The organism is Rhizobium subbaraonis, from assembly GCF_900220975.1.
Taxonomy (GTDB): Bacteria; Pseudomonadota; Alphaproteobacteria; order Rhizobiales; family Rhizobiaceae; genus Mycoplana; species Mycoplana subbaraonis.
Genome location: NZ_OBQD01000006.1, coordinates 351,882 through 369,350 on the forward strand (window position 1 = coordinate 351,882; position 17,469 = coordinate 369,350).

The 17,469-nt window shown below is 60.6% G+C and carries 13 protein-coding genes and 1 pseudogene; 6 read left to right on the forward strand and 8 right to left on the reverse strand.

Annotation, left to right across the window (positions count from 1 at the left end; genetic code table 11):
* Positions 1-13: 13 nt before the first annotated feature.
* The 7 genes from CRO48_RS11715 to CRO48_RS11745 form a co-directional block, all read right to left on the reverse strand.
* A complete protein-coding gene (locus CRO48_RS11715) occupies positions 14-466 on the reverse strand; it encodes a hypothetical protein (RefSeq protein WP_097139356.1) in 453 nt (150 codons plus the stop codon).
* An 86-nt stretch (positions 467-552) separates the two neighbouring features.
* The gene (locus tag CRO48_RS11720) at positions 553-1,974 is read right to left on the reverse strand and encodes a sensor histidine kinase (protein WP_097139358.1); all 1,422 of its coding nucleotides are present in this window, start codon (positions 1,972-1,974) and stop codon (positions 553-555) included.
* Positions 1,964-2,635 (reverse strand): two-component system response regulator FeuP, encoded by a 672-nt coding sequence (gene feuP, locus CRO48_RS11725; RefSeq protein WP_097139360.1) that lies wholly within the window; start codon positions 2,633-2,635, stop codon positions 1,964-1,966. The genes CRO48_RS11720 and feuP overlap by 11 nt, the downstream gene beginning before the upstream one ends.
* A 48-nt stretch (positions 2,636-2,683) precedes the next feature.
* Positions 2,684-2,938, reverse strand: coding sequence for a hypothetical protein (locus CRO48_RS11730; protein ID WP_097139362.1), 255 nt, complete (start codon positions 2,936-2,938; stop codon positions 2,684-2,686).
* A 105-nt stretch (positions 2,939-3,043) separates the two neighbouring features.
* Entirely contained in the window at positions 3,044-3,253 is a 210-nt protein-coding gene (locus CRO48_RS11735; protein ID WP_097139364.1) for a hypothetical protein, read from the reverse strand.
* A gap of 24 nt (positions 3,254-3,277) precedes the next feature.
* Complete coding sequence (locus CRO48_RS11740) at positions 3,278-7,129, reverse strand: baseplate multidomain protein megatron (RefSeq protein WP_097139365.1); 3,852 nt, start codon at positions 7,127-7,129, stop codon at positions 3,278-3,280.
* A gap of 195 nt (positions 7,130-7,324) precedes the next feature.
* A complete protein-coding gene (locus tag CRO48_RS11745) occupies positions 7,325-7,768 on the reverse strand; it encodes an NlpC/P60 family protein (RefSeq protein WP_097139367.1) in 444 nt (147 codons plus the stop codon).
* A 303-nt stretch (positions 7,769-8,071) separates the two neighbouring features.
* On the opposite strand from CRO48_RS11745, the gene CRO48_RS11750 reads away from it, so the two are divergent.
* The 6 genes from CRO48_RS11750 (at position 8,072) to CRO48_RS11775 (ending at position 17,214) form a co-directional block, all read left to right on the forward strand.
* Positions 8,072-9,835 (forward strand): hypothetical protein, encoded by a 1,764-nt coding sequence (locus tag CRO48_RS11750; protein ID WP_141402042.1) that lies wholly within the window; start codon positions 8,072-8,074, stop codon positions 9,833-9,835.
* A gap of 14 nt (positions 9,836-9,849) precedes the next feature.
* Positions 9,850-12,222, forward strand: coding sequence for a site-specific integrase (locus CRO48_RS11755; RefSeq protein WP_141402043.1), 2,373 nt, complete (start codon positions 9,850-9,852; stop codon positions 12,220-12,222).
* Positions 12,219-12,662, forward strand: a complete 444-nt coding sequence (locus CRO48_RS11760; RefSeq protein ID WP_097139374.1) for a hypothetical protein — start codon at positions 12,219-12,221, stop codon at positions 12,660-12,662. The genes CRO48_RS11755 and CRO48_RS11760 overlap by 4 nt, the downstream gene beginning before the upstream one ends.
* A complete protein-coding gene (locus CRO48_RS11765; protein ID WP_141402044.1) occupies positions 12,659-14,230 on the forward strand; it encodes a phage integrase family protein in 1,572 nt (523 codons plus the stop codon). The genes CRO48_RS11760 and CRO48_RS11765 overlap by 4 nt, the downstream gene beginning before the upstream one ends.
* A gap of 57 nt (positions 14,231-14,287) precedes the next feature.
* Positions 14,288-14,599, forward strand: coding sequence for a hypothetical protein (locus CRO48_RS11770; protein ID WP_097139377.1), 312 nt, complete (start codon positions 14,288-14,290; stop codon positions 14,597-14,599).
* A 443-nt stretch (positions 14,600-15,042) separates the two neighbouring features.
* On the forward strand, positions 15,043-17,214 hold the full coding sequence (locus CRO48_RS11775; RefSeq protein ID WP_097139379.1) for an AAA family ATPase: 2,172 nt from the start codon (positions 15,043-15,045) through the stop codon (positions 17,212-17,214).
* Positions 17,215-17,219: 5 nt separating this feature from the next.
* Here CRO48_RS11775 and CRO48_RS11780 read toward each other — a convergent pair.
* Positions 17,220-17,469, reverse strand: a pseudogene (locus tag CRO48_RS11780) (hypothetical protein); the annotation flags it as partial.

Genomic DNA, 17,469 nt, shown 5'->3' on the forward strand with positions numbered 1-17,469 from the left:
GGGGGCGAAAGCTTCAGCTCAAGGGGGTCCAGGTGCCTGCCACCGTCCGGCAGGCAGCACCGCGGGTGACGGTCTCGCGGCCGTCTGCGGTCACCGTGTGGCTGTACTGGCGGCAGTTCTGCGAACCGACCTGATAGGGGGCCGCGGCGACCACCGAGCCCTGCACGCCACGACCTTGCCATACGACCGGTTGTCCGCCGGGTGCCGCCTCAAGCGCACGATATTCGGCTTCCAGCGCCCGCTGGCGGTCGGCGGTCGACAGCGTGATGCCTTTCGCCTTGGAGACAAGGCCGCCTTCAAGGGCGGAAATGTAGGATGCTGAGGAAACGGCGACGCCGGCCGAGGCACTCGCCGCGCCCACGGTCCGCCCCGAGGTCGTCGTGCAACCTGCAAGCCCGATCGAAGCAACCACCACCGGAATGGTAACGACACGCGATTTCCTGTTCACCCGGTGTGTCTGCGTCATTTCAAGCCTTTTTTCCCGATCTGCGCTGGCTCGCACTGTGCCGGACGCAGCAGCGCCGGCGCACCTATCTTGCACTGTCTTCGACATCAGGCAACATCCTTTGCAACCGCGGGCAGGACGAGGCGTGCCAGCAGGCCGCCCATGCTCCCGCGCGCCAGCGTCAGCGTTCCCTGATACTCCGAAGTGATCTCGCGAACGATCGACAGGCCGAGGCCCGTCCCGGGCTTGCTTTCGTCCAGCCGGTGTCCGCGTTTCAGGGCCTCCTGGATCTGGTCCGGTTCGAGGCCCGGGCCGTCATCCTCGACTTCCACGACCACCCAACGCCGCCGCTGGGCATCCGCATCGGTCTGATCGTCGGGGGCGAGAATGGCGCGAATCGTGACGGTGCTTCGGGCATAGCGCGCGGCGTTCTCCAGCAGGTTGCCGACGACTTCCTCCATGTCCTGCTGTTCCATCGCCACCATCAGATCCTCCGGCTCGATCGTCACCGGGAATTCGATGTCCGCGTTCAGCCTGCGCATCACGCGGGCGAGGCGCTGCAGAACGGGGGCGGCCTCCGTGCGCGCCAGCACCGATTCGCGCTGGGCAGCGATGCGGGCGCGGTTGAGATAGGACTGGACCTGGCCCTGCATCGCCTCCGCCTGCGTACGCACCAGTTCGCTGTGCGGCGGCAGCAGCACGCGCGCCTCGTTCAGAAGCACCGCGATCGGCGTCTTGAGCGAATGGGCGAGATTGCCGACCTGCATGCGCGCCCGCTCGATGATGCGGCGATTGCTGTCGATCAGCGCGTTGACCTCGCTTGCCAGCGGCTGGATCTCGCGCGGGAAGATGCCGGCGAGCCGTTCGGCCTGGCCGGCGCGGATCTGCTCCAGCGACTTGCGCACGTGATCGAGCGGCCGCAGGCCAATCAGGATCGCGATCGCGTTCAGGCACAGACTTCCGAAGCCGAAGCCGGCGAGCGCCAGATAGAGATTGCGGGAAAAGGCCCGGATATCGTCTTCCAGAACGTTGCGGTTGCCGACGATGCGAAAGCGCGCCGTCCGCCCCTCCTGATCCAGCACCACTTCCGTCTCGACCACCTCGACCTTGTTACCGAAGGTATCCTCGGTCGTGTAATAGCGCTCGTAGCGCGTATCGAACGGAATGGTTTCCGTGTCGGGAATGGGAATGCTGCCGTAACCGAGCGAGGTGGAAGACATCGGTTCGCTCGGAAAGTTGTCGCCGATCGGCTCGACGATCCAGTACCAACCGGTCTGCGGCTGCGAGAAGCGCAGGTCGCCCAGCTGCGGGCTGCCGGTCAGCTGGAAGTTCTCGTCGGTCGAGACCGAATTGATGACGTTGTAGAGCTGGGCTCGCAGCAGGTCCTGGAAGCTCGCCTCGGCGCTGCGCCTGTAGAGCGTGGAGATCACGAGCGCGATCACCACAAGCGCCACCGCCGACCACAACGATGCGAGCAGCAGGACGCGGAACGTGAGCGATCGAGCGCCCCCGGGTGTCTTAATGGCCATTGCCGGGCGCTTGCATGCGATAGCCGAGCCCGCGGACGGTCTCGATCAGGTCGACGCCGATCTTCTTGCGCAGCCGGCCGACGAACACTTCGATCGTATTGCTGTCTCGGTCGAAGTCCTGGTCGTACATGTGCTCGACGAGTTCGGTGCGCGAGACCACCTGCCCCATATGGTGCATGAGGTAGGAGAGAAGGCGGTACTCGTGCGACGTCAGCTTCAGCGCCACGCCGTTCACCGTCGCCTTCGACCCCTTGGTGTCAAGCCGGACAGGTCCGCAGACGATCTCCGAGCTCGCATGTCCCGCCGCGCGGCGGATGAGCGCGCGGATGCGCGCCAGCACTTCCTCGACATGGAACGGTTTTGCCACGTAGTCGTCGGCGCCCGCACCGATGCCAGCCACCTTGTCGCTCCAGCGGTCGCGCGCTGTCAGCAGAAGCACGGGCATGCGCTTGCCGTCAGCGCGCCATTTCTCCAGAACGGTGATGCCGTCCATCTGCGGCAGGCCGATATCGAGGATGATGGCGTCGTAGGGTTCGGCGTCGCCGAGATAGTGCCCTTCCTCGCCGTCATAGGCCTGATCGACCACGTAACCTGCTTCCTTCAGGGCTTCCGCCAGCTGCCGGTTGAGGTTGTCGTCGTCCTCGACAACGAGAATGCGCATCTGTCTCTTCCCTTCTGTCAGGCTGCCCCGTCGGGCGGCCGGACCAGCTTACTGTATCGGTACGCGCACCGTCACCTTCCGCGGCCGGGCATTTCCCTTGCCGGGCACCAGCACCGTAACCACGCAAACGCCGTTGCGCGGCTGAGCAGATAGCAGTTCACCGCCCGTGTCCGCAACGACCTGGCGCGCGGCGTCGCTGCAATCGGACGCCACCGTCAGGACGTCCTGAAGACGGTCCGCGGCAGGCGACGCGAACACAGCCATACTGGCGGCTGTCGCAGCGATGAGGATAGGCGAGGTCATGGACTTACTTTCGATGGCACGGTCAACTTGGCCGTCAGAATTAACGCAACGACGCTGAATGGCAAATGAATGTGCCGACGATTTTCGCGCGCAGTGCGGCAGCGGTCAGCGCAACCGCCTGTTGGCGGCAAGCCGGCCCGCGATAGCGATGATTCCGCCGGCCGCGGCGAAAAATGCCGTCAGCTGATCTGCCAGCGTCGCCTGATCGCCGTCGCTCAACTCGATGCCGGCGAGGTTCAGGACCGAGGCTGCGATCGCGAGCAGGCCGCCCCATACGGTTTTCGACAGGTACCAGGGTTTGAGGTCCGATTCCATGGAAGGCTCCCTTGCTGGAATTGATCAAAGTGCGATGGTCCTGCGCGCGGCAATGCCCTCGCGGACGAGCAGTCCGAGCTGTCGCACCCGGATGGTGAGCGACGGCTGCGCCGCGCCGAAGTCGGAAAGCTCGTCTTCCGGCTGGTAGAGGTAGGACGGCGCATCCGTTTCAACGGAGCGAACCGCCGCGTTCCCGGACAGAATGTCGAGGCGGTAGGCCTCGAACGGCTCGTCGAGCGGGATTTCGAAGCCGTCCCATCCATCCGCATTGCGCCGCGCCCGGCGGATCCAGGAAAACCTGACGCCGCCGGCCTCGAGCCGCCGGCCGCGCAGATGCACCGGCGCGATCGGCATCCTGGCGCGAATGCCGCCGGAAAAGACCGTCGGAACGGGCACGTCGGCAGTACCGGGTGCCTCGACGATGAAGTTGAAGCTGCGCCCAGCCTCCTCGGCGGCAAGCGCGAGCGGCCGCACCGCGCCATCGAGAACGACGACCGTGGCGCCTGCGGCGTGTCCTTCGGCCATGGCGTCCTCGCTCCCGGCCAGGCCCCGCAGGAGGCCGTCGAGCCGCCAGTGCCGAGGGGCGATTTCTTCTGCATCCAGAAAGCCGAGGATTTCCCAACCACCACCCGGCGTTGCGACCGCCAGACGGTTCTCGCCGCCCAGCACCGCATTCCTGCCGATGGACGACAGTGCGCCGAACGGGAGTTCGATTTCGAGCGCATTGGTCCGGTCGAACAGGCCCCAGGCGCCCGGCGGCAGATGCGCCAACAGCCTGCCGATCCGCGCCGGACGGTCGAGGCGGACGCGCGGCGAATAACCGTCCGTCCCCGGCGAGGACGAGACGAGCATCGGCCGCCAGGGCTTCGCATAGGCCGCGACGCGGGCGAAACTCTCCTCCGTCCCTGCCTCGAAGCAGGGCAGATCAAGCAAGCTCACCTCCGGCAGGAATGCCGATGCCTCCAGGCCTGCTACGGATCGGGCGACGCGAGGCGCGGGCGGTGCCGGCGCGCTCGCCTCGCCGCCCGCGAAGCTCTGGGCCTCGATTTCGCGAACCTCGCCCTCGGTGACGCGCGTGACGACGAAACGCCCTTCCGGCCCGTCGGCGAGTTCCACGACGTCGCCCGGCATGACCGCCAGTGCAATCGGCGGCAGCCTGAAGCTCAGCCTGCGCATGCCGGCGCGATGATCGCGCAGCACCGCTTCCACCGCTCCTGCCGCAGCGGTCGCATGCATCACCGCCGGCAGCGACAACCGCAACAGCCGGTCGCTCCCGGTCGTCTTGCGGCGCGAACGGGCGGTCACCTGCTGGTAGGCCGCGGTGTCCGAGATGTGGTCAAGCACGGCTTCGCTGGCGAATTCGCCCGGATGGCCACGCACCTCCTCGAAGGCCGGCTCGTCAGGACGCTCGGCAAGAACATCGATCGCTTGCGCCGGCAGCGCCGCCCGCAGGCGGGAGCGGAAGCGGAGCGTCCGCCCCTCCTCGACGACGTCGATCTGGAACGCCGCCATCAGCGCTTCCAGAAGGCTGCGCGCCGAACCCGGCTCGCCCTGCACGAAGCCGGTTAGGTCACCGCTCACCATGGCGACGTCGAAATCGGTTAAGCCGTGATCGCGCAGGATCGCGGCGATCGTGTCGGCAACCGTCGATGCGCCGAGCCGCCCGTTCAGCCAGTGCCCGAGCTGCCAGTTGTGCCCGTCCGCCCACAGCGCGTCGTTCTCCGGAAAGGCCGGATAGGGGCGCGCATCCCAGGTCCAGACGAAGATGTGGTCGGGATCGACCATGGTCGGCTCCGGCCCGTCGCCGCGTGTCCACCAGTCGAGATGGGCGTCGAGAAAACGGCGCTGCATCGCATCCGCCCGCCCGCCACCGGAAAAATAGGGCAGCGCGTTCTCCGCGCTTTTCGGGTCGGTGAAGACGTTCGGCTGGTTGGCCCCCTTGTCCACGGCCGGGCAGCCAAGCTCGGTGAACCAGATCGGCTTTGCCCGTGGCACCCAGGCGGTCGGCTCAGGGTGCTCCACGCCGCCGGAACGCTCGTGGTGCCGGTTCGTCCACCAGCCGGCGAGATCCTTGTAGCGATAGAGCCAGTCGCGTCCTGCCAGACCGTCGGTGATGGGAAGGCGAACGCGCCCGGCGCGGCCTTCTGCATCGGCATAATACCAGTCGAAGCCCTCGCCGGACGCGATCATGCCGCGCATCGCATCCTCGTCGTCCGCCAGCCGGAAGCCGTCCGGATTGCCGGAAAGCACGTCGCCGTCCCGCCAGTCGGAAAGCGGCATGTAATTGTCGATGCCAACCGCATCGATCGCCGGCGACGCCCAGAGCGGATCGAGATGGAAATGCACCTCGCCGCTGCCATCCGCCGGGTGATAGCCGAAGTACTCGCTCCAGTCCGCGCCATAGGTCAGCTTCGTCTCGGTCCCAAGCACAACGCGCACGTCCTGCGCCAGCGCGCACAGTTCCTCGACGAAGGGAAAGGCGCCCGCCCCATCGCGCACCTGCGTCAGCCCGCGCATTTCCGAGCCGATGATGAAGCCGTCCACGCCGCCCGCAGCCTTTGCCAGGAGCGCGTAGTGCAGGACCATGCGGCGGTAGCCCACCTCGTCGCCGCCGAAGGAGACCGATGCTCCCGAAACGGAGAAGTCGCCGGCCTGCGCCACCCCGCAGAATTCGGCCACCTGCGCGCGGGCCGCGGCCGTCCTGTCGGCGCTCGCCGGAAGCCCCGGCGCCGGATGGCAGGAGATCCGCCCGCGCCAGGGATAGGGCGGCTGCCCCGTGCCGCCATAGGGATCGGGCAGAGCGTTTCCCGCCGGCACGTCCATCAGCACGAAGGGATAGAGATACACCTTCAGGCCTCGCGCCCTCAGGTCGGCAATCGCCGCAACGACGCTGTCGTCGGAGGGCGTGCCGCCATAGGCAGGGCCACCACCATTCTCGCTGACGAGAAGCGCCGCCGGCCGCCCGATGCCAGAGACCCGCCAGGGTCGGCTTTCGTCGGTTCGCGAGGCGACTTCCACCCCGGGCAGGATCCGGCAGTGGCCTGCGCGGAGGTCGGTGCCGAACCAGGCGACGACCAGCGCCACGCGCTCCAGACTGGGACACAGCGCCTGCAGCTCGTCGATCGAGGCGGTCCAGTCGGACTGCGCGACCTTGTTGTTGCGGTTGATGTTGCGCCCCTCGCCCGCGCCGAGCCGCTCCGTCACCCGGTGCGGATCGTAGCCGTGCTCGCTGGACCCCGGAATGACGGTGACCGCACGGATCCGGCCTTCCAGCGTTCCTGTCGGACGCAGCACCTCGAATTGCAGGATCGGTATCCGGTTGCCGAAGCTGTCGAGCGGCAGCCGCTCGAACACGGCATAGGCAAGGCCACGATAGGCGGGCGCTTTGCCCGCCCCCTGCTTCGCCTCGATGAGCGGATCGGGCAGTTGATCGGCCTCGCCGCGATGGATGCGCATCTGGATGTTGGTAAGGTCGAGCTCGCGACCGTCCGCCCAGACACGGCGCACGCCAGCGATCGGCCCCTCGCAGATGCCGACGGCGAAATTGGCAAAGTAGCTGTAGGTCTCGATGCGCGGGCCGGTCGCCTTCCCGCCGCTCCGCTCCGATGTGACCTCCTCCTCGAAACGCGTTGCCCATATCAGCGTTCCGCCGACGCGCGCGGTACCGTAGACCCGGCTGATGCCCGCCCCCTCGTCGGCGCCTGGAATGCGGCCGTCCTGCAGCCGGGGTCCGCTCACCGCAGCGCCTCCGCCGATCAGCGCGCGGTCGACCGCCGCCCCTGCAAGCGCTCCGATTGCGCGGCCGGCGATCGCCCCGAAGGGCCCCAGGATGCCCCCCAGCGCAGCGCCCGCCGCCTGAAACAGGATTGTCGCCATGTAACCGCCTCCTGCCCATTACGAGATGTCGCACGGCCTGCCGATCGGCCGACCGCCTTCGGGCGTCCCGGTCGTTCGTCCGCCCGCTTCAAAATGAATGTTTCCAAAGGCCTGCCGGAGATTCCTGCCAGACCGATTCCGCCATTGCGGACAGTCCCGTCACCGCCCGTCTTCCAGGCAGCGGGGCAATCGGCTTCAGATCCTGTCGGGGAACCGGAACACGCCGCAGACCCGCCGACGCCACGCGGGCACGAGCGCGGATTCAATCACCGCCGCCTGTTCGTAGGCGTGGATGAAATGCCCCGGAGTGCTCAGGATGCCGAGGTGTTTGGCGGCACAATCGGCACGCCAGCGAAAGAGCAGCACGTCTCCGGCCATCATCTCCGCCGGCGGCACCGCAGGGCCAAAGTGGCGGATGGCGGCGGCGAGCAGCCGGTCGTTGCCCGCCCGTTCCGCCCAATCCGGCTGGTAAGGTCCGGGCGCCTCGGGCTCCCGCCCGTAGAGCTCGCGCCATACGCCGCGCACAAGTCCGAGGCAGTCGCAGCCGACACGCTTGCGGCTCGCCTGATGGCGATAGGGCGTGCCGATCCAGCCGCGCGCGGCTTCGACGGCCAACTGCCCGATCCCCGCGTCACTCATAGAGCGGCCTGCCGTCGTGGACCGTGTCGCCGTCGGCATATCCATAGGTGAAATCGCTTCCGGGCATATGCCGGCCGGTTTCGCGGATTGAATAAATCATATGTATTTTCTTTTTAATGATTGATAGCAATATCAGTTATATATATAGGGTTCTATCCATCATCTCCATACATATGCATATTGAAAGAGTGGCTTATGGATGTTTTGAGTTGGGAGGGCCTTGCGACCTGTTACGAATCCGGGGCAGTCGCGGACATTCGGATCAGCTGCTTGGGGGGCTGCTCTGAAAAAGAGTTGTCCGGGATGTCGATGGGTATCCGATCATTTTTGACGTGGCTTCAGCGACGGAGCGGCAAAGATGCGGTGTTCGTACGCTCACTTTTCAACGGCGCTGCCGAGCCAACGTCCACGGCATTGGCCCGCATTCACCAGTTGGCCAAGAAATGGGTTTCTGCTCTTGAGGCCGGGGGCAAATTGAGCCCCGGATCGATTACCCACTATGCACGTAGGCTTCGATGGGCCCTTCGGCTCCTCGGCGAGAGATTCCCAAAGCGATTCCCAACCGTTCCCAAAGGCTTTTTAAAGCGGAAGGAACACGTCTCTGGCAACCACGAGTCCCTGGGGGATCAAGACTGGCCCGAATTGGAGGGGCTTACCGGAGCGGCGAGGGAACGTGCGGCATTAAACACTGTCAGACGAGAGGCGCTGGCCCATTTCGAAGAATTGGAAAAGCTCTTCTGGTTCGGCCAGGACCTGATTAGTTCAGAAACACCCCCGGATTCAATAGGAGACCCGAACGCTTGGATCGCAGTAAAGGGGCGCATTCAGAACGCACTAGATACGGGTAGCAACCGCCGCGAGCGTTCCGGCCTCGGCTCCGGCTCGATCTCGGACCCCCAGGTGTGGCGGGATGCTGGCTTGGACGTTGACGTTAGTCGCCGCCGGCCGCTTGTCCTCCGTAGAGTGAGCAAGCTCGTCGATTTCTGTTTAGCGCCGACGCTCGACCTTTGCCACCTGGTTGCCGTCATTTTCTGCTGCGCCACCGGATGGAACCGACAACCTATTTTCGACATCGCGCGCGATCCCTTTTTGCTTGAGACCCGCAACAAGATCGGAGTGACAACAGCCTCGTTTTTCTCAGAGATGAAACGACGTGCAGGCCACGAGGTCGTCGCCCACTTAGACTCCGGCAAGCACTTATCGCCGCTTGAATTAGAAAACGTGAAGTCAGTGATCCGCGCGACCGAACTCGAATACAAGCAGTACGACAATGGGGCCTTCGAAGAGCTGGATGCAGATGGCGAGGCTTTGGACGTCTTACGGAGATTCAAGCGGATTGTTGATAATATCCCGCTAAAGGTCGCCCTCCAGAACAGCGAGGATCAGCTGTTTCTTTACCGAGCCAATAGTAAGTTTGCACTGGCCTCGCGATCCAAGAAGGCCCTGTCTAGTCTGAAGCTGTTCGAGAGGACAGGGATAGACTATCCAGCAATTCGAAAGACGGTCATAGGTCTGCGGCTCAGACGGGTCGGCTCGGTAGAGGCGATGAGCGCATTGGCAACACACACTGGAACAGGCGTGCTGATGCCCCACTATGTCAACACAGACGAAAACACAGCGACCTACAGCGAGAAGATTCGTTTCGTTCACAACAACATTCAAGCCATTCTGCTCAGAAATCGGAAGAAGCTTCGGATACGACTTTCATTGCCTGATGCCGATGTGGATTGGTATCTCCAGATGGCAAAAATATCGGGCATCGGTGCTGCCATGCTGCCGATCACCGTCAAGCGGTCGCCAGGGGAAGCGACTTATGATCTCGACCCCACACCGGACAATCTGCTCTCGCTTTACCTGATTATGTTCTCTCTCGTCAGGCAACGCCTGTCAGGTTTCGACCTGACCCGCTGGCATATTCAGGGGCGGCCGCAGTTGGCCCTCGCACGCGGAATGAAACTCGCCTTAATAAAGTGCGGCCTTGGAGCTGCCTGGCGGCATGAAGCCAAGCGCGGTTTCCGCGGGTTGAAAGAAGGCACACTGAGGCTACCGGTTCTGTTATGGGCTTGATACAAGTGAGAAAGATGTCGCGCCTCGAATACGACAGCGCCGTGGCAGAACTGGTGTTGCCCGACAATGTTGTCGCGACCAAACCAGACGCGAACGCAAAAAAATGGAATAGAGGCGCGGCCCGGAGTGCAGCTGATCACGTTTGGTGGATTTCTGATCGAAATCCACACGTGATTGAAAAGACGAAGCTGGTCGTCCGGTTCGACAGTCCTGTAGCGCCGGGTTTGGTTTCGCTCTCCGACAACGACTTCTTGTCTGAAGCCCTCACGAAACGTGTCTACACGATCTATGGCCTAGAATTTGGCATCCGCGATGAAGCAATGGGGTGTCATACCATTGCCAAGCACTGCGACAAGCTCGATTGGGTATTTCGCTGGATGTGGAGCGAAAGCCTAAATGGCTTGGGCGCTATCAGAGATACGCATTTCAACAGCTTCACGGACAGGCTCGCTGATGGCGTCGCCGCTTTGGTGCCGATCAGCGACCGGATGAGACAGCATATCGAAGATACCACTCGCTCGGGAGAGTCCCTCCTATGGTTGAGCGGGAAAGGAAAGGACACAAAAATCGACTGGCCGTTTCTGGCGCGCGAGCTTGGGGTGACCATGCGGAGCCTGGATGATCCTACGTTCCGTCTGAACTTGGTTGACGAAATAGCCTCAACGTTCTCCGGAGAAAGGCAGGACCTCGCTTTCGCATTCGCGCATACGAGAACGCGCAAAGTGCCCACCAGCGTTTCGACATACGAAAACTGGCTTGGCGTCTGGGACGATCTACACCGCATGTCGGAGCGCGGCCTCATCCCCCACGACCCGCTGGTGTTCAATCCATTTGCCGCTTCGACCGTGAAGCAAGCCGCGGCGGCGATGGGTAGAAAGCGAAAGCCTACGCCAACTCTGCCGCCCGAATTCCTGTTGGCGCTGATGGATAGGTCCGTCGTATGGGTTTTCGACTATTCCGCCTGGATCATGAAGGCAATCGAAGCCACCAAGGCCATCGATGAACTTCCGGTCAAAAGCCGTCCCAAAGCCAGAAGCGAGCTTGCAGAGAAGCTCAACAGGGACCGTCCAGACGGCGCGCCTCTGGTGTGGCCGAGCTGGAAGGGCAACATCAGGTATTCCGCGCATTTCATACTGTCCGACCTGATACAGTTCCTGCTGCTTTCCTGCGCAATTCTGATCTCCAGCTTTGGCGCTCGCCGTCTGAACGAGACCTTGAGCATCAAAAAAGGCTGCATCAGCGAACCTAGACGCGGCGTCTTCGAGCTAAGCATCTACATTGAAAAGACGCTCCAGGCTGTGGACTCCATCCCCGTGCCCGCCATGATCGCCGGCGTGGTGGATGTACTTGAAGAGCTCACCAAGTCCTCTCGCACGTTCACTGGGAACGACTGGCTCTTTGAGGTCATCCGCAAAGACGGACTCGGGGATTCATATCAGCGCTCTTCCAATCTCACGAAAACATTCAAGAGATTTACGGCGCACCATGGCCTTGCGGCACCCGAGGGCCTCGACGACTGGCAACTCGCTTCTCATCAATTGAGACGCGGCTTTGCCATCTGCTTTTATTACGGGTTCGAGCTGGCAGACCTGGATTCTCTTAGCTGGTTCATGCGTCATTTTGACCCCGAAATGACGCGCATCTATGTCAAGAACATCCTGCCCGGCCAGATCGCGCGTCTCGAACGAGAAATGTCCCTCAAAAGATCGCAGATGCGCGCTTCACTCACCGACGAGGATCGCAAATGGTTCAACGAGCAAGAAAAATTGCTACGTGACCTGCGCGACCGGGGACAGATTTGGGAGACCGAGCGGCAAGGAGCCATCGCATATCGCTTGATGTCATTGTTCAACGTGTCCGATAGCGCCGTCGGTCACGGTTCCGTTAGACTCCATCAAGACCTGCAGGAATTGGTTGCTAGAGCCTCTGCAAGGGTGCGGGTGGGCGGGAGATCGAACAGTCCGGCCGACTTTGAGGGGGCTCTTGTCTCAGAGTTCATGCGCTTTGCCGCCGCTCACTACCTAGAGCCGGTGCCGGGCGGGCACTCGCTTTGCCACTTCGGCCCCGAGGACGGCGACATGAACGATGCCGTGTGTCTTCAACTGCGAGCGTTGTTCGAGAACACGCAGTTCGGCACCGGCATGGCTGCCGCCCTGGAAGGCCCCGACTTCAGGTTCAGTGGCTTGCATCCCTGCCTGGGATGTCGCTACTGCGTGAAGATGCAGCGAAATGTCCTGAAGTCGTCACAGAGTATAGGCGACATCGCAACGGCACGTGCAGAAGCGCCCACGCGAGCGCTGCGGGAAAGCGCGCAGATGATACTGGACGATCTGATCACTTTGACCTCAGCGGCCAACGACCCAGAGAGGAGGAGCACAAACTCGTGACCGAATCGTGGGATAGAGACCTATCAGAACGGGAGATAGAAAGGCTGGCTCCTGGTCAGAAGGGCAAGCGCAGCAGAGCGTCCTTGGAACGAAAAGTCCGATGCCTCGAAACCTGGTGCAACGACCCGCTCCTGGTCAAGATCAACGAGGAACGTATCCCGTGGAAGCGCCCGGCTCTTAGGAAATGGCAGGACAGTTCCATGGGTTTATGGTCGTGGAAGTTCAGTCCGGTGGATCATCCCGAGGGAGACAATTCCGACCTGATGGAACGGTATTTCGACTCGATCAAAATTTTGAGGAGGATGATTGACGGCGTGTCAAACGCCGAGATCGACGCCCTGAAACACAAGGTCGCGTCGCTGGAGAAGCAGAACCTGGCGCTGCTCGATCAGATTCTACAACTGCAAAAAATGATCCCTGCCAGGAGTCCGCGAAGATGAAACGCGGACGACTAATCACATCCGATTTCAAGTTGACGTTCGAAGAACACACTTGGGCAAAAGAACGTTATCTGGAGTTTCCAGTGCTGAGATGGCCTACCGGTTCATTGTGCGAGCCTGCAACGCTGTTCTTCGGCTATAGCCTGCAGTTCCGCCGCGGCGTCGGACTTTCGTCGCTCAGACCGGAAGCTTTTACGATACGCGAATGGCTGACATTTCTTGCGAACGAAGGGATTCCGTTTAATCGCGCCAACGACCTGGTACTGCGTAGCTTTCGTGCTTCGCATCGACCTCTTGTCGATTCCGAGGAGACTCACCCTCACCAAATAGAACGCAAACTGAGAACGATTTATCTATTTTACCGCTCACTCGACGATATCCTGAGACTGAATCCCACCGGCACACCGCGTCCGCGCCTAGTGGCCCTAGACGAAAAGGACAAGTCGTTTCCGATAACGACCGCGCTATCGTACAGCCGAACGGGGATACCAAAATACTCCTGGTCCGGTTCAGAAATTGTAGCTCCCAAGAACAAGCGTCGGCCCACACCCGATCTGGATGCAGTTAAGATTCTGTTGAATTGGATAAGGTCCAAACCGGATAGGCTTCGCGAAAAAGGAGCGCTCGTAACGGACGAGCATCTCCTCGCGGCCGATCGCGACTGGATGATCGCCAGGTGCCATTCTGAAGCGGGCTTCAGAAGGTCGGAAGTTTCGAAGTTCTCAATCAAGCACATCATCAGCTTTTTGCTCGACGAGGGCATATCGACACCCGTTGATCCATCGGCGTTTGCGAATTGCAGCAAGGACGAACAGAGACGCATCATCGCGGAATTGGAATCTCTCCTCATCCGCACTCCCTACTCTTTCCTTTTTGTAGCTGGAAAAGGAAGGAAGACTCGCTACGCGACGGTCAACGTCAGGTTTCTGATTGATCTTCTGAAGGTATGGGTCTGGTCAGGTAGGCAGCGGCTGCTTTCGTTCCGACCAATCGACCACGCACCACATGAGGTTTTTCTTTCGACAGAAACCCTCCAGGCCTTAAAGCCTGGGTCCGTCGGCGACATTCTGAAGGACGCATTTATCGGTTGCCGGGTGCCCGGTAGCGGTCATCGGTTGCGGGCACACTACTGCACCGTCACGGCGGTTCGCCTCTGGGAAGAGGCGATGCAAAAGAACGGTTTCAATTTCAGTCATGCCGTCTTCAACACGGTTCTGGACCGTTTGGCAGAAGCAATGGGCCACAGCAGGGTGACAACAACCGTCAAATACTATCTGAACCTGGCCGTCAGCGGATACTACGGCTTTAGCAGCAGAGCGAAGTATCTAGCGTTCCAACAGATTTGGGGATCGGTCGGTGACAATTTCACCCGCCTCAGCGACATGGACATCCGGGGTATCGTTAAGATCATCAATGCCTTTGCAAAGCCAGGAACCGGGCAACTGAAAGAAATTATATCGCTCGCCCTCGCCAATGCCGATCTCAACCCCGTTTCGAAAACGCCAACAACCACGGCAAAAGAACCTGCCGTCCGCCTGGCGTTCTCCTACGGGAATCCCACAGACTAAGCGAGTTCTATCGCCGAGCCTCTCAATATCTTCAACCCGATGAATGACGGAATTGCCATGGAAATACACTCGAAGAAGATCGAATCCGATGTCTTGCACTTTTCAGAGCTTTCAGAGGGCCACACATTGGAGGGCTGGGGAATAAGCGGTGTCTCGAAAATATTGAAGGAGCTCGTGGAGGGCTCGTATGGATACGATTACCTAAACACCGACATTGTCGTTGCATTTTACAGACACATTCAGCCCCGTATGCTGCCCGGGGATGAAGTCCGGGTCGATCTCGCCGAAAACGACGTGCTCAACATTCGTTTCGAGCACGACGGTGTGCTGGAGTCGTACCCGAATCTCTTCCTTTATCATGAGAGCTGAGCCTGCGGCACCTGCTAAGCTGGCAGGAACGCTGGGGAAACTAGCGATATCATCGCCGCAACACGCCTCGTGACCCAGCTCCGATCGCTTGTACCGTCAGTGATCCGTTGCTCGGTCAACTCCTCCTTCGGAAGCGCCTTCCGAGCCGAACCATAGTCTGTGCGCTTTCGCCTGCTGAACGGCGGTCACCCGATCACCCTTCCTCGTCGACAACAACAATGCCGCCGGGACCACCATTCCGTCGATCGCCACCGGGAGCTGCAGGGCACTAGGGCCGTTCCTGGAGAGAACCCGGGGCGGGTCCGCTAGTCCCAGTCGCGGTGCGTTACTTGGGGCAGCGCGGCCAGCCAGCATCGATGTAAATTTAGATCGGGATTTCCGCTGCGCCGCGTTGAACTGGTTGTACTGTTGAATAGACTTCGCCTGCAGTTGGGGAAGTCCGCATGCTCGAACAGATCGATATCCATGGCGTCGCCACCTACGTGGGACCGCAGCAAACCCTGGTCGGACTTCGGCCGGTGAATTTCATCTATGGTGCAAATGGCTCTGGGAAGACGACGATATCCCGGGTGATCGCGTCACCGGCTAACTATCAGTCCTGCAGCGTGCGATGGGCGCAAAATCTGGCTCTCGAGTGCCTAGTCTATAACCGAGACTTCGTGGCGGATAATTTCACCTCGCGGATGCGAGGTATCTTCACCCTTGGCCAGCAAGACGCCGCGATTATCGCGAGGATCGAGAACGCAAGACATGAGGCTGCGACGCTTCAAGACGACATCAATCGTAGGCGTGCCGTCCTTGAAACTAAAAACACAGAACTCGACGAACTCAACAACAGCTTTCGGGAAGAGGGCTGGAAAACGAAACTCAAGCACGAGAACGTTTTCAAAGAAGCGTTTCAGGGCGTCCTGAATTCGAAAGAGAAGTTCGCCGAGCGACTGATCAAGGAAGACTCCGAGAACCAGGCCGAGCTGAAAGACCTCGCAGAGCTTTCCGAGCGGGCTACGACCCTGTTCGGCCCGACCAAAGCGCATGCGACGCTTCTGCAAGCCCCCGATGGCTCTCGTTTGGTGGAAATTGAAGCAGCTCCGATCCTCGCCAAGAGAATCGTCGGAAAGGAAGACGTAGATATCGGTCCCTTGATCAAGAAGCTCCGCAACAGCGACTGGGTGAAGGCAGGTCTTCAGTATTTCCATGACGACCGCTGCCCGTTCTGTCAGCAAGATACCGATCACGCATTCCGCGAGAAGATTGACGAGTATTTCGATGAGCAATACCAGGCGGAGATCGACGTGATCAGTGGCCTCATCGAGAGGTACACGGCACTTTCAGATGCCGCCCTCACACACGTCGAAGCTTTGATCTCCTCAGGTTCCGATCACCTTGACATTCCCCTAATTTCCCGATTGCACGATACTCTCCAATCGTCATTAAGCCACAATGCGCAGCACCTCGAGAGGAAGAGGAAGGAACCCAGTGCTGCGGTCACGCTCGAGCCGGTCGCGACGATCCTCAAGGAAATCGAGGACGCAGTCGACGCCGCAAACATTGACGTTCGGCGTCACAACGATCTCGTAGACAATCTCGCGACCGAGCGCGCGGCGCTGGTAATGGACGTCTGGCGGTACATTCTCGAAGAAAACTGTCTTCTCCTAGCAACCTACCGCGGACAACGCCAAAACCTGGTTTCGGCTCAACAAGGTCTAAGCCAGAGCATCGAAGCGAAAACAGCTGAACAAAGGACAAAAGTCACGGAACTGCGCGAGCTTGAGAAGTCCGTCACCAGCGTCCAACCCACGGTCACGGCGATAAACCAGCTACTCACATCATTTGGATTTAGAAACTTCAGGCTGGCTACTGCGGGCGAGAATGAGGTCTTCTACAAGATAATCAGGTCGGACGGCTCGGACGCGGGAGAGACTCTGAGCGAGGGGGAAAAGACGTTCGTCACCTTCCTCTATTTCTACCACCGCATCAGTGGAAGCATGTCAGAGTCGGGTACGAGGTCCAATCGCATCATCGTATTTGACGACCCCGTTTCGAGCCTTGATAGCGACATCCTGTTTGTCGTCAGCAACTTGATCCGTAGGGTCATCGTGCGGGCTTGCGATCCGACCAGCACGATCAAGCAGGTGTTCGTTCTGACCCACAATATTTACTTCCATAAGGAAGTGACTTTCGACCCCCAGCGGACGGGAGAGCGTCGGGCATTCGAGACGTTCTGGGTTGTCCGAAAAGGCACAGGGCATTCGGAACTGGTCAGCCACGCCACCAACCCAGTGAAGACGACCTATGAGTTGTTGTGGCAGGAAGTCAGGGACGAAAATCGGTCCAATCTAACGATCCAGAACACCCTCCGACGCATTCTGGAGAACTACTTCCACATCCTCGGAAACGTGGACAAGGACGATATCGTCCAGCTCTTCGAAGGCGAGGATCAACAGGTGTGCAACTCGCTGTTCTCATGGATTAACGACGGTTCGCACAGCGCCCATGATGATCTTTATCTGGTTTGCGACGACCAGACCGCGTCCCGTTACCTGCGGGTCTTCAAAGAGGTTTTCGAAAAGGCCAATCATGGCGGGCATTACGAGATGATGATCCGGCCTCGCTAACGGCATCATTCGTCAAGCCAGGCTGTCAATGCGTCAATATGAACAGCGAAGTCCCGGCCCTCGTCGGGTCCACCTTTATGGATCACGCCCGCTACGAGGTCGTTGTCGTCAAAGACGGGGCCGCCTGACATGCCCTGCGTCAACTTTTGCGTGACCTCGATGCGTATTCCGATGAAGCCGGCCATTGATTCCGAAACGAAGCCGGCCACCCATTCCGATTTCATTCCGGCCAGCATTCCGATTTGAAGCCGGCCA